General features: G+C 71.4%; 11 protein-coding genes. 3 read left to right on the top strand and 8 right to left on the bottom strand.

Annotation, left to right across the window (positions count from 1 at the left end):
• Nucleotides 1-7 precede the first annotated feature (7 nt).
• Nucleotides 8-385, bottom strand: coding sequence for a MerR family transcriptional regulator (locus tag ACH34S_RS28375; RefSeq protein ID WP_395955851.1), 378 nt, complete (start codon nucleotides 383-385; stop codon nucleotides 8-10).
• A gap of 151 nt (nucleotides 386-536) precedes the next feature.
• Between ACH34S_RS28375 and ACH34S_RS28370 the strand changes: the two genes are divergently transcribed.
• Complete coding sequence (locus ACH34S_RS28370; RefSeq protein WP_395955850.1) at nucleotides 537-1,406, top strand: LLM class F420-dependent oxidoreductase; 870 nt, start codon at nucleotides 537-539, stop codon at nucleotides 1,404-1,406.
• Nucleotides 1,407-1,426: 20 nt separating this feature from the next.
• On the opposite strand, the gene sigJ is transcribed toward ACH34S_RS28370, so the two are convergent.
• The 7 genes from sigJ to ppdK all read right to left on the bottom strand — a co-directional run bounded on the left by sigJ (nucleotide 1,427) and on the right by ppdK (nucleotide 10,493).
• On the bottom strand, nucleotides 1,427-2,293 hold the full coding sequence (gene sigJ / locus ACH34S_RS28365) for an RNA polymerase sigma factor SigJ (RefSeq protein WP_395955849.1): 867 nt from the start codon (nucleotides 2,291-2,293) through the stop codon (nucleotides 1,427-1,429).
• The gene (locus tag ACH34S_RS28360; RefSeq protein ID WP_395955888.1) at nucleotides 2,290-2,775 is read right to left on the bottom strand and encodes a GtrA family protein; all 486 of its coding nucleotides are present in this window, start codon (nucleotides 2,773-2,775) and stop codon (nucleotides 2,290-2,292) included. The genes sigJ and ACH34S_RS28360 overlap by 4 nt, the downstream gene beginning before the upstream one ends.
• Nucleotides 2,776-2,855: 80 nt before the next feature.
• Nucleotides 2,856-4,091, bottom strand: a complete 1,236-nt coding sequence (locus ACH34S_RS28355) for an MFS transporter (protein WP_395955848.1) — start codon at nucleotides 4,089-4,091, stop codon at nucleotides 2,856-2,858.
• A 43-nt stretch (nucleotides 4,092-4,134) separates the two neighbouring features.
• Nucleotides 4,135-5,361, bottom strand: coding sequence for an NAD(P)/FAD-dependent oxidoreductase (locus ACH34S_RS28350; RefSeq protein ID WP_395955847.1), 1,227 nt, complete (start codon nucleotides 5,359-5,361; stop codon nucleotides 4,135-4,137).
• A gap of 163 nt (nucleotides 5,362-5,524) precedes the next feature.
• A complete protein-coding gene (locus ACH34S_RS28345) occupies nucleotides 5,525-6,823 on the bottom strand; it encodes a deoxyguanosinetriphosphate triphosphohydrolase (protein WP_395955846.1) in 1,299 nt (432 codons plus the stop codon).
• A 60-nt stretch (nucleotides 6,824-6,883) separates the two neighbouring features.
• Nucleotides 6,884-7,690: a YdcF family protein gene (locus ACH34S_RS28340; RefSeq protein ID WP_395955845.1), complete on the bottom strand. Its 807-nt coding sequence runs from the start codon at nucleotides 7,688-7,690 to the stop codon at nucleotides 6,884-6,886.
• 94 nt (nucleotides 7,691-7,784) lie between these two features.
• Nucleotides 7,785-10,493 carry a pyruvate, phosphate dikinase gene (ppdK, locus tag ACH34S_RS28335; protein WP_395955844.1) on the bottom strand — a complete coding sequence of 903 codons (2,709 nt, stop codon included), beginning with the start codon at nucleotides 10,491-10,493 and terminating at the stop codon, nucleotides 7,785-7,787.
• A 302-nt stretch (nucleotides 10,494-10,795) separates the two neighbouring features.
• On the opposite strand from ppdK, the gene ACH34S_RS28330 reads away from it, so the two are divergent.
• Both ACH34S_RS28330 and ACH34S_RS28325 read left to right on the top strand, forming a co-directional pair.
• Nucleotides 10,796-12,682 (top strand): glycoside hydrolase family 15 protein, encoded by a 1,887-nt coding sequence (locus ACH34S_RS28330; RefSeq protein ID WP_395955843.1) that lies wholly within the window; start codon nucleotides 10,796-10,798, stop codon nucleotides 12,680-12,682.
• Nucleotides 12,683-12,898: 216 nt separating this feature from the next.
• Nucleotides 12,899-14,017, top strand: a complete 1,119-nt coding sequence (locus tag ACH34S_RS28325; protein WP_395955842.1) for a septum formation family protein — start codon at nucleotides 12,899-12,901, stop codon at nucleotides 14,015-14,017.
• Nucleotides 14,018-14,243: the final 226 nt, after the last annotated feature.

Below are 14,243 nucleotides of genomic sequence, written 5' to 3'. Positions count from 1 at the left end.
TCGCGGGTCAGGCGGGGAGGTCCCCGCAGAGCGAGCCGCTGTAGAAGCGGATCTTCCACTGGATCTGCTCCTGCCGCTCGCGCAGCTCGGCGATCTGTTCCTCCACCCGGCGGTCGTGCTCCTGGAGCAGTTCGAGCCGCTCCTGCACCGTCTCGGGACCGCCGCGGGCCAGCTCCGAGTAGCGGAGCATCTCGGCGATCGGCATGCCGGTTCCGCGCAGGCAGCGCAGCATCTCCAGCCACTGCAGGTCGTCGTCGCTGAACACGCGCCGTCCCGACGCGTTCCGGGCGATGCCCGAGAGCAGCCCGATCTTCTCGTAGTAGCGCAGCGTGTCGATGCTGAAGCCGCTCTTCTCGGCGGTCTCGCCTGGGGAGTAGGAGGTCACGTCCTTCAGGGTCCCACCTGGAGTCCACTCCAGGTCAACCCGTGCACCGAGGCCCGCACCGGGTGGGCGCTTGACCTGGAGCGCGCTCCAGCACGCAGGGTGGGACGCGACAGAGGCAAACCCGCAGAGTCACGATGACGAGAGGTCTGTCATGCGCGTTGGACTCCAGATTCCGAGTTTCACCTTTCCCGGCGGACCCGAGCGGATCGGGCCGACGTTCGGCCGAATGGCCAGGGACGCCGACCAGGCCGGGCTGCATTCGCTGTGGGTGATGGACCACTTCTTCCAGATCGATGTCGTGGGTCCGCAGGAGGAGCCGATGCTGGAGAGCTACTCCGCGCTCGCCTACGCCGCCGCGCTGACGGAGCGGATCACGCTCGGCACGATGGTGACCGGCGTGACCTACCGGCACCCCGGCATTCTCGTCAAGACGGTGACGACGCTGGACGTGCTGTCCGGCGGGCGTGCCTGGCTGGGGATCGGGGCGGCCTGGAACGAGGAGGAGTCGCGGGGGCTCGGTGTCCGGTTCCCGCCGGTCGCGGAGCGGTTCGAGCGGCTGGAGGAGACCCTGCGGATCGCCCGCCAGATGTGGAAGGGCGATGAATCGGCATTCGAAGGCGACCATTACACATTGGAGCGCCCGCTGAATTCGCCACCCCCGCTGAGGAATCCGCATCCGCCGATCCTGATCGGCGGCGGCGGGGAAAAGAAGACGCTGCGGTTCGTCGCCAAGTACGCCGACGCATGCAACCTTTTCGACGGCGAAGAACTGCCCCGCAAATTGGACGTGCTGCGCGAGCATTGCGAGCGCGAGGGACGCGACTACAAAGAGATCGAGAAGACCTCGCTCGGCTACTTCACCAGCCCGCCGTCCGTGGACGAGGTCGTGGACACGATCGGGCGCCTGGCGGAGCACGGCGTCGACCACGCGATCTTCACGCAGGCCACCGGGCAGGACCTGGCGGGCACCCTGGGCGAGGCCCTGATACAGACCGGGAAGCTCGTCCCCGCGGGACGCTGACGGGCACCGATCCCGGCGGACTACCGGCGGCCTTCCCGTGGCGAAGGCAGCTTTGCCGGGTTCAGGACGCGGCGGTAGGCGGTGATACGGCCGTCGGCCACCTCCGCCGTGTCGACGGCGGTGAGCCGGCCGTCCCGGTACACGAGGAACTCGATACGGCCGTTGACCTGCGCGGGGACAAGCCGCAGCGCGGAGCGGGCGCTGACCCTGAGCAGCGCGGTGACGACGCGTCCGGCGCCGGCGATGATCTTGCGGGCGGCGAAGACGCGGCCGCCGCCGTCGGTGGTGTAGGTCGCGTCCGGGTCCAGTAGTTCGAGGAGCGCGGCCTCGTCGCGCCGTTCGTAGGCGGAGCGGAACGCCTTCAGCACCCGCTCCCGCTCCGCCACGGGGGCCGGACGGCGCGGCAGGGCCGCGGCGATCTTGCGCCGGGCGCGGGAGGCGAGCTGGCGGCAGGCGGCGGGCGTCCTGCCGAGGACGTCCGCGATCTGCTCGTACGGGACGTCGAACGCCTGGTGCAGGACGAAGGCGACACGTTCCGGCGGCGACAGCTCCTCCATGACCAGCAGCATCGCGGTCCCGGCGGTCTCGTCCAGCAGCACGGGCTCGGCCGCGTCCGGGCCGGTCAGGAGGGGTTCGGGCAGCCAGGGGCCGACATAGTCGACACGGCGGGCGCGGGCGGAGCCGAGGACGTCGTAGGCGCGCCGGGCCGCCACGGTGATCAGCCAGGCCCGCAGGTCGCGGACGTCGTCGACGCCGTCACGGGCATGCGCGCGGATCCACACGTCCTGGACGATGTCCTCCGCGTCGGCGACGCTGCCGGTGATGCGGTACGCGGCGCCGAACACGGCGGGACGGTGCGCGGGCCATTCCTCGTCGAGGCGGCTCACGCGGCCGCTGGGGTGAACACCCATTTCTTGTACGACCAGTAGCGGAACGCCGCACCGAGCGCGACACCGGCCAGGAGCCCGCCGTTGTAGGCGACGCCGCCGTGCAGGCCGAGGGTGTAGTAGGTGAAGCCGGTGCACAGCACCTGGATGAGCAGCCCGACGCCGTTCAGCGCGAAGAAGATCGCGACCTCGCGGCCGGAGCCGTCGCTGTCGCGGTGGCGGAACACCCAGTACCTGTTGAGCAGGTAGGACGCCAGCGTGGACACCACGGTCGGGATGACGACGCTCGTGACGGGGCTGCCGCCGAGCCAGGCGCGCATGAGGTTGGCGCCGAAGATCATGATGAGGGTGCCGACGACGCCGACGAAGCCGAAGCTGAGCAGCTCGCTCAGGAACTTGCCGCGGATCAGAAGCCTGCCTCGGAGGAAGACCCGGTACGCCGGGGCGGACTCGACCGTTTTGACCGGTCTTGACCGCTGCATGGTGCTCACTCGCCCAGACCTTACCTGACTAGGACATATCCCAAGGTCGCAACCCACCCAAAAGATCAGCGTCGTGTTCTTCAACACTCGGTCTTGGTGGCGGGCTCCGTGGTCTCGGCGGCCGGGGCCGCGGCCGTCGCGGTCGCGGGGGCCAGCAGGACGATCAGCCCGACCAGCCCGACCGGGACGGCCAGCGCCCAGGTGAGCCCCACGCCCTGCGCGATGAACCCGATGACGGGCGGCCCGCCGAGCAGGCCCAGGTAGCCGACTCCGGTGACCCGGGCGATCCCGGACGCGGCGGGCACACCGGGGACGTTCCCGGCCGCGCTGAAGGTGACGGGCGCGACGACCGCGACGCCGAGGCCGAACAGGGTGAAGCCGGCCACGGCGGCGACCGGATGGCCCGCGGCGAGGCCGAGCCCGAGGCTGAGCGCGGCGATCAGCGAACCGGTCCGCAGCACCGGGACGGGGCCGAACCGGGCGACGACCCGGTCCCCGGCGAGCCGCCCGATGGTCATCGCCACCGCGCAGCCGGCAAAGCCGAGCCCGGCGGCGCCCGGCCCGGTGCCGAGGTCCTCGCGCAGGTAGATGGCGCTCCAGTCGGCCATGGCGCCCTCGCCGACGAACGAGCACAGCCCGATCACCCCGAGCGTGATCAGCAGCCACCCGGACGACGCCCTCGCTACCTCGGGAGCCGCATCGGGGCGGGCGGCCGGGGCGGGGTCGTGCTCTGGGACGGCGTCCGCGGAACGATCCAGAAGGTCGCGGCAGCCGATGGCGATCAGCACCGCGAGCACCGCCGCCGCCGCGGTCAGGTGCAGCGGGACGGGGACGTCCGCGTGCGCCGCGCCCGAGCCGATGAGCGCGGCCACGAGCGTCCCGATGCTGTACGCGCCGTGCAGCCCGGACATCAGCGGGCGCCCGTAGCCGCGCTCGACGGCCACTCCCTGGGCGTTCATCGCCACGTCCATCAGGCCGAGCGAGGCGCCCATCAGCAGCAGCGCGCAGATCAGCGCACCGAGGTTCCAGGCCAGGCCGAGCGGGACCAGCGACACGGCGCAGACGATCCCGGCCGCGAGGGTCGTGGCCCGGCTGCCCCAGCGGGCGACGATCCGGCCCGCGAAGCGCACCGCGATCACGATGCCGATGGGCGCGCCCAGCAGGGCGACGCCCATCGAGCCCTCGCTCAGCCCGAGATGCTCCTTGATCTGCGGGATGCGCGCTACCCACGCCGCGACGAGCAGGCCGTGCGCGACGAACGCCAGCGTCACGGCGACGCGGGCCCGGCCGAGCGTCGCGATCTTGTCCGTAACCACCTAGCAGACTGTACGTCCCTTACGGGCCTCGCGGCGCGCGAGTTCAGGCCAGATCGGCCAGGGGGACGCCGGGGTCGGCCAGGCGGGCGGTGTCGACGGGGCGGCCGGAGCGGATCAGGGCCTGGACGTCGCCGGTGACGTCCCACACGTTGACGTTCATCCCGGCGACGACCCGCCCGCCGGACAGCCAGAACGCGATGAACTCGCGGCCGGGGACGTCCCCGCGGTAGACGACCTCGTCGTACTCCCCCGGCGACGCGACGCCGGACATCTCCATGCCCAGGTCGTACTGGTCGCTGAAGAAGTACGGGACGCGGTCGTAGGAGACGTCCTGGCCGAGCATGGCGCGGGCGGCGGCCGGGCCGCCGTTCAGGGCGTTCGCCCAGTGCTCGACGCGGATCCGGCGGCCGAGCAGCGGGTTGTAGGCGTTGGCGACGTCCCCGGCCGCGTAGATGTCGGGGTCGGACGTGCGCAGCGACGCGTCCACGAGGATGCCGTCGGAGACGTCGAGACCGGCCTCCTCGGCGAGCCGGGTGTTGGGCCGCGCGCCGATGCCGACGATCACGACGTCGGCGGGCACCTCGGCACCGCCCGAGGTCACGACGGCCGACACCTGCCCGGCGCCCCAGAACCCGGCGACGCCCTGGTCGAGCCGCAGGTCGACGCCGTGCTCGCGGTGCAGGTCGGCGAAGACGCCGCCGAGCTCGGGGCCCAGCGCGGCGTGCAGCGGCGTCGGCTCCGGCTCGATGATCGTCACATCGTTGCCGTGGGTGCGGGCGGCGGCGGCCGTCTCCAGCCCGATCCAGCCCGCCCCGGCGACGACGACGCGCCGCCCGCCGTGCATGAGGGCCTGCTTCAGCGCCGCCGAGTCGCCCATCGTCCGCAGGTAGTGGATGCCCTGCAGCTTGGATCCGGGCACTTCGAGCCGCCGCGGGGACGCGCCCGTCGCCAGCAGCAGCTTGGCGTAGCCGATCGGCTCCTTGGTGGACAGGCGCACCTGGTGCGCGTCCCGGTCGATGGAGGCGACGGAGACACCGGCCCGCAGCTCCACGTCGTGCTTCTCGTACCAGTCCGCCTCATGGACGTGGGCCTTCTCGCGCGGCTCCTTGTCCAGGAGGAAGCCCTTGGACAGCGGCGGCCGCTCGTACGGCCGCTCGATCTCGTCCCCGATCAGCAGCAGCCGGCCCGTGAAGCCCTCCTCCCGGAGCGTTTCCGCCGCCTTGGCACCCGCCAGGCTGGCACCGGCGATGACGAACGTCTCCTCGGGCATGACGACCGACCTCCTGTAGTTGACCTGTAGCTATCCCTACAGCGGCCTCCGTAACGAGACAAGTGTCATGGTTGCGCGCGTCGGGGGCGTAGTCGGCACAACACCCAGGCCAGAGGGCGCATTTCCGCGGCCGGGCCGGGCCGGGCCGGGAAGGCGCAGGCGGTCAGCGGGAGCGGGCGTCCAGCATGCGGTGGCGGGCCATCGCGGTGAGGTCGGTCATCGACGCGATCTGGTCGATGACGGCGCGCAGCCGGCCCGCGTCGTCGGTGGCGTCCTCGAAGGCGGCGCGGAAGCCCGGTTCGAGCGTTTCGGGCGCGCCGTCGAGGGTCAGGCCGGCAAGCTCGGTGATCAGCGTCCGCTGGCGGGCCCTGACCTCCTCGTGGCTGATCCACACGTAGTGCGCCGTGATGCCCTTGAGCAGCGCGTTCTCCAGCCGCTGCGCCCGCGGGACGATCAGCTCCGCCGCGTACCTGGTCAGCGGCCGGTCGCCGTAGGCGTCCCGGGTGGCCGCCTCGGCGGCCAGGCAGAACCGCCCGATCAGCGTGCTGGTGAGGTTCTTCAGCGCGGCGAGGCTGCGCGGGCTGCCGTCGTAGCGGTCCGGCCAGTACGGCTCGGCGAGCAGCGTCTCGAACCGCTCCTCCAGCTCGGCGAGGTCGGCGTCGGCGCAGTACAGCTTGATCGCGGTGGCGGCGACGAGGCGCCGCTCGGCCGGGTCGGCGAGGCGGGCGAAGTCGATGTGCCCGGCGACCAGCGCGTCCTCCAGGTCGTGGACGGAATAGGCGACGTCGTCGCTCCAGTCCATGACCTGGGCCTCGAAGCAGGTCCGGCCGGGTTCGACGCCCTCGCGGACCCAGCTCGCGACGTCCGTGTCGTCCGCGTACACACCGAATTTCCCGTTGACGGCCTCGGCCTGCGACCACGGGTACTTCATCGCGGCGTCCAGGGCCGCCCGCGTCAGGTTGAGGCCGACGCTGCGGCCGTGCAGGGGCGGGCCGTCCGGCGCGAACGACTTGGGCTCCAGCCGCGTCAGGACGCGCAGGCTCTGCGCGTTGCCCTCGAAGCCGCCGCAGTCGCGCGCGACGACGTCGAGCGCGGCCTCGCCGTTGTGCCCGAACGGCGGGTGCCCGATGTCGTGGGACAGGCACGCCGTCTCGACCAGGTCGGGGTCGCAGCCGAAGGACTTGCCCAGCTCCCGGCCGACCTGAGCGCATTCGAGCGAGTGGGTCAGCCGGGTGCGCAGGCTCTGCACGGTGTCGGCGGTGGCGTCCGCGCCGGGCGAGGCGACCTGCGTCTTCGCGGCGAGCCGCCGCAGGGCCGCGCTGTGCAGGACGCGGGCGCGGTCGCGCTCGAAGGCCGTCCGGTCGCGCCGCTTGGCGGGCTCGGGCGCCCAGCGTTCCCGGTCCCGAGCCGTGTAGGCGGAGTTTCCGTGGCCGGATTCCCCGTGAATCGAATTGGTCGTCATGGCCCTATCCAGGGTAAGCGGGCACGCCCACGGCCGGTCCGGGTTCCGCGGACCGGCGGATCAGCCGGCCGATGGGTCGGCGGACGGGTCGATGTGGATGCGCTTGACGGTCTCGCTCGGCGTCTTCACGCTCTTGCCCAGCAGGACGTACGACAGGTAACCCCCGGTCTCCCGGACGATGTAGTTGAACTGGGTGCCGCGGGTCTGGACGCTGGGGCCGCTGCGCGTCGGGGACGCGGCCGCCTCGATCCCGTTGTCCTCGGCCATTCTCTTGGAGCGCAGCCCGTGCCACGGGTCGGTGACGATCACCCCGGACGTCCAGTGGTGCCGCTTGAACTCCTTGCCCGCGGCCTGCATGCTCTCCAGCGTGTCGCGCCCGACGGGCACCGCGAAGACCTTGGAGGCGGGCACCCCGCCCTTCTTGATCAGCCAGGTGCGCCCGGCGGCGGCCTCGGTGTAGTTGTCGCCCGGCGCCTTGCCGCCGACGGTGACGATGGCGGGCGCGACGCCGGCGCGGTAGAGCTTGAGGGCGTGCTGGAGCCGCCATTCCAGCGTCGGGGACGGCACGCCGTTGTACTGCGCCGCGCCGAGGACGATGATCGCGTCGGAGCGGGGCCGCTCGTCCTGGCGGGCCTGGTACCAGACCCGCGCGCCGACGGCGAGCGGCGTCAGCACGGCGATGGCCACCAGCCCGGCGAGGATGCTCGCCGGGATCGTGAACCAGGGCGACCGCCTGCGCCGGCCCCGGCGACCCCGGCGTCCGGTGTCGCCGGGCTCGCCGGCCTCGGGCGCGTCGGGGCCGGCATCGGCGTCTTCCGGCCGGACGGTCGCGTGCTCGGTCTCCGGCACATCCACTTCCAACGTCATCGCATCGGACACGTTAGGTTAGATGGTCCGGCGCATGCGCTCGGTTCGCCGGTTTGGCATGTCATCCCGCCCACAGATCATCCGGGCGGGACGATCAGCGGCTGTCGCTGCCTCCCTGGGAGCCGGAGGCGTCGTCCGCCTCGATCGCGGCCCGGCCGGCTTCCAGCCGCGCCACGGGGACGCGGAACGGCGAGCACGACACGTAGTCCAGGCCGACGTCGTGGCAGAAGTGCACCGAGTCGGGGTCGCCGCCGTGCTCGCCGCAGATCCCGAGGTGCAGGCCGGGGCGGACGCGGCGGCCCTCCTCCACGGCGATGCGGACGAGCCGTCCGACGCCGTCCCGGTCGAGGGTCTCGAACGGCGACACCCCGAAGATCCCGAGTTCCAGGTACCGGGAGAAGAACGCCGCCTCGACGTCGTCGCGGGAGAAGCCCCAGGTGGTCTGGGTGAGGTCGTTGGTGCCGAAGGAGAAGAACTCGGCGGCCTCGGCGATCTGCCCGGCGGTCAGCGCGGCCCGCGGCAGCTCGATCATGGTGCCGATCAGCGCGGGCACGTCGACGCCGGTGGCGGCCTTGACGTCGGCCAGGATGGCGCGGGCCTCGTCGCGGACGGACTCCAGCTCCTGGACGGCCCCGACGAGCGGGATCATGATCTCGGGTCGCGGGTCGCCGCCCGCCTTGCGCCGGGCCGCCGCGGCCTCGGCGATCGCGCGGACCTGCATTCCGAAAAGTCCCGGAATCACCAAACCCAGCCGCACGCCGCGCAGGCCCAGCATAGGGTTCTGCTCGTGCAGTCGGGTGACTGCTTCGAGCAGTCTCCGGTCTTTGGCATCCGCTTTGTCGCCTGCGAGCGCGACCTTGACCGACAGCTCGGTGAGGTCGGGGAGGAATTCGTGCAGCGGCGGGTCGATCAGCCTGATCGTGACCGGCAGCCCGTCCATCGCCGCGAAGATGCCCTCGAAGTCCTGCCGCTGGAGGGGCTCCAGGGCGTCCAGCGCGGCCTTCCGCCCGGCCTCGTCCTCGGCGAGGATCAGTTTCTCGACGAGCTGGCGGCGGTCGCCGAGGAACATGTGCTCGGTGCGGCACAGCCCGATCCCGGCGGCGCCGAAGCGGCGGGCGCGGGCCGAGTCGTCGGGGTTGTCGGAGTTGGCGCGGACCTTCAGCGCCGCCCGCGAATCGGCGTGCTCCATGATCCGGTGGACGGCCTTGACCAGGTCGTCGCCGTCCTCGACCGACAGCTCCCCCTCGAAGTACCGCACGACGGGCGAGTCCTCGACGGGTACCTCGCCCAGGTAGACGTCCCCGGACGTCCCGTCGATGGAGATCACGTCGCCCTCGCCGACCGTCACGCCGCCGGGCGCGGTGAACTGCCCGCCCTTGACGTCGACGTCCAGCTCCTCGGCGCCGCACACGCACGTCTTGCCCATGCCGCGGGCGACGACGGCGGCGTGCGAGGTCTTGCCGCCGCGCGAGGTCAGGACGCCCTTCGCGGCGACCATCCCGGCGAGGTCGTCGGGGTTGGTCTCGCGGCGGACGAGGATGACGTCCTCGCCCCGCCCGGCGAGCTCCACGGCCCGCTCGGTGGTGAAGACGGCCTTGCCGACGGCCGCGCCCGGCGAGGCGTTCATGCCCTTGGTGAGCTTCTGGACGTCCTCGACCTTGCTGGCGAAGCGGGGGAACATGAGCTGGGCGAGCTGGTCGCCGGTGACGCGGCGGGCGGTCTCGTCGGCGTCGATGAGGCCCTGGTCGAGGAGCTGGCAGGCGATCCGGAACGCGGCGGCGGCGGTCCGCTTGCCGACCCGGGTCTGGAGCATCCACAGCTTCCCGCGCTCGATCGTGAACTCGATGTCGCACATGTCGCGGTAGTGGTTCTCCAGCGTCTCCATGATGTCGAGAAGCCGGTCGTAGGACGCCTTGTCGATGCGCTCCAGCTCGGTCAGCGGGACGGTGTTGCGGATGCCGGCGACGACGTCCTCGCCCTGCGCGTTCTGCAGGTAGTCGCCGTAGATGCCCTGCTGCCCGGACGCGGGGTCGCGGGTGAACGCGACGCCCGTCCCGGAGTCCATGCCCATGTTGCCGAAGACCATCGCGCAGATGTTGACCGCCGTGCCGAGGTCGACGGGGATGCGCTCCTGGCGCCGGTACAGGACGGCCCGGGGCGCGTTCCAGGAGCCGAACACCGCCTCGACGGCCAGGTCCATCTGCTCGCGCGGGTCGGTCGGGAACTCGCGGCCCGCCTTCTCCCGGACGATGCCCTTGAACCGGTCGACGAGGGCCTTGAAGTCGTCGGCGGTGAGGTCGGCGTCGTCGTCGCTGCCGCGGGCGCGCTTGACGTCCTCGACGGCGTCCTCGAAAAGGTCGCCGTCGATGTCCAGGACGGTCTTGCCGAACATCTGGATCAGCCGGCGGTAGGAGTCCCATGCGAACCGCTCGTCGCCCGCCTGCGCGGCCAGGCCGAGGACCGACTCGTCGTTCAGCCCGACGTTGAGGACGGTCTCCATCATGCCCGGCATGCTGAACTTGGCGCCGGAACGTACGCTGACCAGCAGCGGATCGTCGCTCTGGCCGAGCTTCTTGCCCATCGCGGACTCCAGCGCGGCGAGGTGCCGGTTCACCTCGTCCGCCAGGCCCTCCGGCGGGCTCCCGTGCTCCAGGTAGTGGCGGCAGGCCTCCGTGGTGATCGTGAACCCGGGGGGCACGGGCAGTCCGAGGTTGGTCATCTCGGCCAGGTTGGCGCCCTTGCCGCCCAGCAGATCCTTGAGGTCCTTGTTGCCCTCGGTGAAGTCGTACACGAACTTCGGCACGGGGAGCTCCTTTACGCTCCGGTTCCTCCCAGCGGCAGTACCGGCCCGCCGCGGCGGGGGCGCGCGGGGTCGCGGTCCCCCGGGCGGCGGGTCCGCTGCCCTGTTTGGCCGGGACTGTACCCGCGAATCCGGACCTCGCTCGGCGCCCCTTGCGCGGGAGGGTGTTTGCCCAGGTCAGGCCACGGATAGTGGTCTATTCCAATTCGGACCAACGGGGATGATCGGGTCGGAAACGCCGCCGTGCGGTGGCGGGACGCGCCCACGCCATGGAAGAGGTAATGATGGATCAAGGAGGTGAGGCTGTGAGGCCGAAGGTCGCGGGCGGCCGGGCGGGAGATCCGTTCGCCCCCATCGCCGACTACGGGTTCCTGTCGGACTGCGAGACGACCGCGCTGGTCGCGCCGAGCGGCAACATCGAGTGGATGTGCCTGCCCCGGATGGACTCCCCCAGCGTGTTCGGATCGATCCTGGACCGCGACGCCGGGTACTTCCGGGTCGGCCCGGCCGGGGTGGAGGTGCCCGCCGCGCAGCGCTACATCCCCGGCACCATGGTGATGGAGACCACCTGGTGGGTGCACGGCGGCTGGCTCGTGGTGACGGACGCGCTGCTCATGGGCCCGTGGCACCACGAGACGGAACGGTCCCACACGCATCGCCGCGCCCCCACCGACTATGACGCCGACCACGTCCTGCTGCGGATGGTCCGGTGCGTGAACGGCCAGGTCCAGGTGCGGCTCGACTGCATGCCGGTGTTCGACTACGGCCGCTCGCCGGCCCGCTGGGAGCACACCGGCGCCGGGTACCACGAGGCCCTCGCGCGCGGGAACGGCGTCGGGCTGCGGCTCACCACCGACATGAACGTGGGGTTCGAGGGGTCGCTCGCGACGTCCAGGACGCTGCTGAAGCAGGGCGAGTCGCGGTTCGTCGCGCTGTCGTGGAGCGAGCACGCGGCGCCGTCGTCGTGGAAGGAGGCGCAGGAGCGGCTGATCTGGACCGTCCACCACTGGCAGCACTGGCTCGACCGCGGCCGGTTCCCCGACCATCCCTGGCGGAGCCATCTGCAGCGCAGCGCGCTGACGCTGAAGGGGCTGACGTTCGGGCCGTCCGGAGCGGTGGCGGCAGCGGCGACGACGTCGCTTCCCGAGTCGCCCGGCGGCGACCGGAACTGGGACTACCGCTACACCTGGATCCGCGACTCGACGATGGCGCTCTGGGCCTTCTACACCCTCGGCTACGACTGGGAGGCCAACGACTTCTTCTACTTCATCACCGACGTCGCCGAGGCCGCCGAGGGCAAGCTGCAGATCATGTACGGGCTGGACGGGCGGGAGGAGCTGCCCGAGTCCACGCTCGACCACCTGTCCGGGTACGGGGACGCGCGTCCCGTCCGGATCGGCAACGAGGCGTACATGCAGGCGCAGCACGACGTGTGGGGCGCGATCATCGGCTCCATCTACCTGTTCGTGCGCAAGCGGGACCGGCTGGACGACCGGCTCTGGAAGATCATCATCAAGCAGGTGGAGGACGCGCTCGCCAACTGGCGCGTCCCCGACTGCGGCATGTGGGAGGTGCGCGGCGAGCCGCAGCATTTCACCTCGTCCAAGGTCTTCTGCTGGGTGGCGGCCGACCGCGGCGCCCGCCTCGCCCGCATCCGCGGCGACCGCGGCCGGGCCGAGCGCTGGCAGGCCGCCGCCGACGAGATCCACGCCGACGTCCTCGCCAACGCGCTGGACGAGCGCGGCGTCTTCACCGCCCACTACGGCGCGACGACCCTGGACGCGTCCGCGCTGCTGATCCCGCTGCTCGGCTTCCTGCCCGCCGACGACAAGCGGGTGCGGGAGACCGTGCTCGCGATCGCCGACGAGCTGTCGGAGGACGACCTCGTCCTGCGCTACCGCCCCGCGGAGACCGACGACGGTTTCGAGTCGGACGAGGGCACCTTCACCATCTGCTCGTTCTGGCTCGTCAGCACGCTGGTGATGATCGGCGAGCTGGACCGGGCGCGGGCGCTGTGCGAGAAGCTGCTGTCGTATGCGAGCCCGCTGCAGCTGTACTCGGAGGAGATCGACCCGCACACCGGCCGCCACCTGGGCAATTTCCCGCAGGCGTTCACGCACCTGGCGCTGATCAACGCCGTCATGCAGGTCATCAATGCCGAAAGCAACGAACCCCAGTCGCCTTTGGCATAAACCCGGCGGCTCTTGACATGAGAACTTGACCACCGGTTCCCTGCCGGGGTGCACGGAACGGCCGCCTTGCGAAAAGGCCAGGGCGACCACACTCCAGCACAGTACGGCGACGCTCCGTGGCCGGGGTCGGCACGACCGCCCCGGCCTTTAATTACGACTTGACACCGAGTTGTCGGAATTGCGTCTTTTGTCGGTGGTCCCGGTTACGGTTCCGCCGTGACCACACCTCCCCCCACCGACGACAATCCGGACTCCCCCGGCTGGGCCCCGCCCGACGCGCCCGGCCCGGACGCCGGCCCGGCAGACCCGCCGGGGCTTCCCCCCGGACCGCCCGCCGCCCTTGAGGCGCCGTCCGCCCCCGTCCCGGCGCGGACGAGCCGGCTCGCGATCGCCGCTCTGGTCACGGGACTCTGCGGGCTGGTCCTGTTCGCGATCGGCTTCGCCATCGCCGCACTCGTCCGGACCGGACGCCGGGCAGAAGGACGTCCGGCCGGGAAGGGCAGAGGCCTCGCCATCGGCGGGCTCGCCGCCGCTGCGGCCTGGATCGCCGCCGCCGTGGCCGTGGGCGTGGTCGCGGCCGTCGGAGCCGGGCCGTTCTCCACGGGAAAGGAAGGCTCCCTCTCTCCACCCAAGGGCTACGTCCTGACCTCCACGCTGAAGGTCGGCGACTGCTTCAGCGCGGACCTCTACGACGCCGCCGCCCGGTTCGTGACGCCCAGCCCCTGCCAGCACCCGCACAACGGCGAGGTCGTCGGCAAGGCCACGCTTCCGGACGCCCCGTTTCCGGGACATCGGCAGCTGACCGAGCAGGCCGAGAAGGCGTGCGAGGAGAAGGTCCCGGCCAGCGTGAAGGCGGCCGATGATCTCAAACTCCGGACGGACGTTCCCGACAAGACGCAATGGAGAGCCGGGACCCGCGGGGTGACCTGCATGATCGTGCTCGTCGCCAACCACGCGCTCGTCACGCCGCTCGCCGCCCTGAACATCGGCCCGCCGCCCCAGAGCGAGCCGAAGCGAGGCGATTGCGTCGAGGAATGGGACAGCCCGGAGCCGCCGCGCATCGTCGACTGCACGGTCAAGCACAAGTACCAGGTGTACGCGGTCTACGAAATGCGGGAAGGGAAATACCCCGGTGAGAACGCGCTCGTGGAGCTGTCCGCGGCGGAGTGCGCCAAGCACGCGATAAAGGTCTGGGGCGCCCGTGTGCCGCTCCACCTTGTGGATCCCAACGCCGCGACGCCCACCAAGGAGAGCTGGAACGAGGGATACCGGAAGGTGTTCTGCGTGGTCAGCGGCAAGAAGGGGCCGCTGAAGCGATCGGTGGTGCCGCATTGACCCCCGATGGCGCGGCTTGCTCCCACCTTGGCGAAAGGTATTTGGAAATGGTTTCCTTGTCGGCTGATTTGAACGGGGTACCGCTGTGAGCACACCACCGCCCCCTCCCCCTGACCCTGATCCGGAGGACTCCGAGCCTGCGGGAGCCGAGTTGCCCGCCGGAGCCGGGCGACCGGCCGAGGCCCCGCAGCCTGCTTGGGCGCCGCCCGGCGTTTCCGGCGTGCCG

The sequence above is a fragment of the Actinomadura sp. 3N508 genome, from assembly GCF_044326375.1.
GTDB lineage: Bacteria > Actinomycetota > Actinomycetes > Streptosporangiales > Streptosporangiaceae > Spirillospora.
This window is presented reverse-complemented; position numbering and strand designations above follow the sequence as displayed.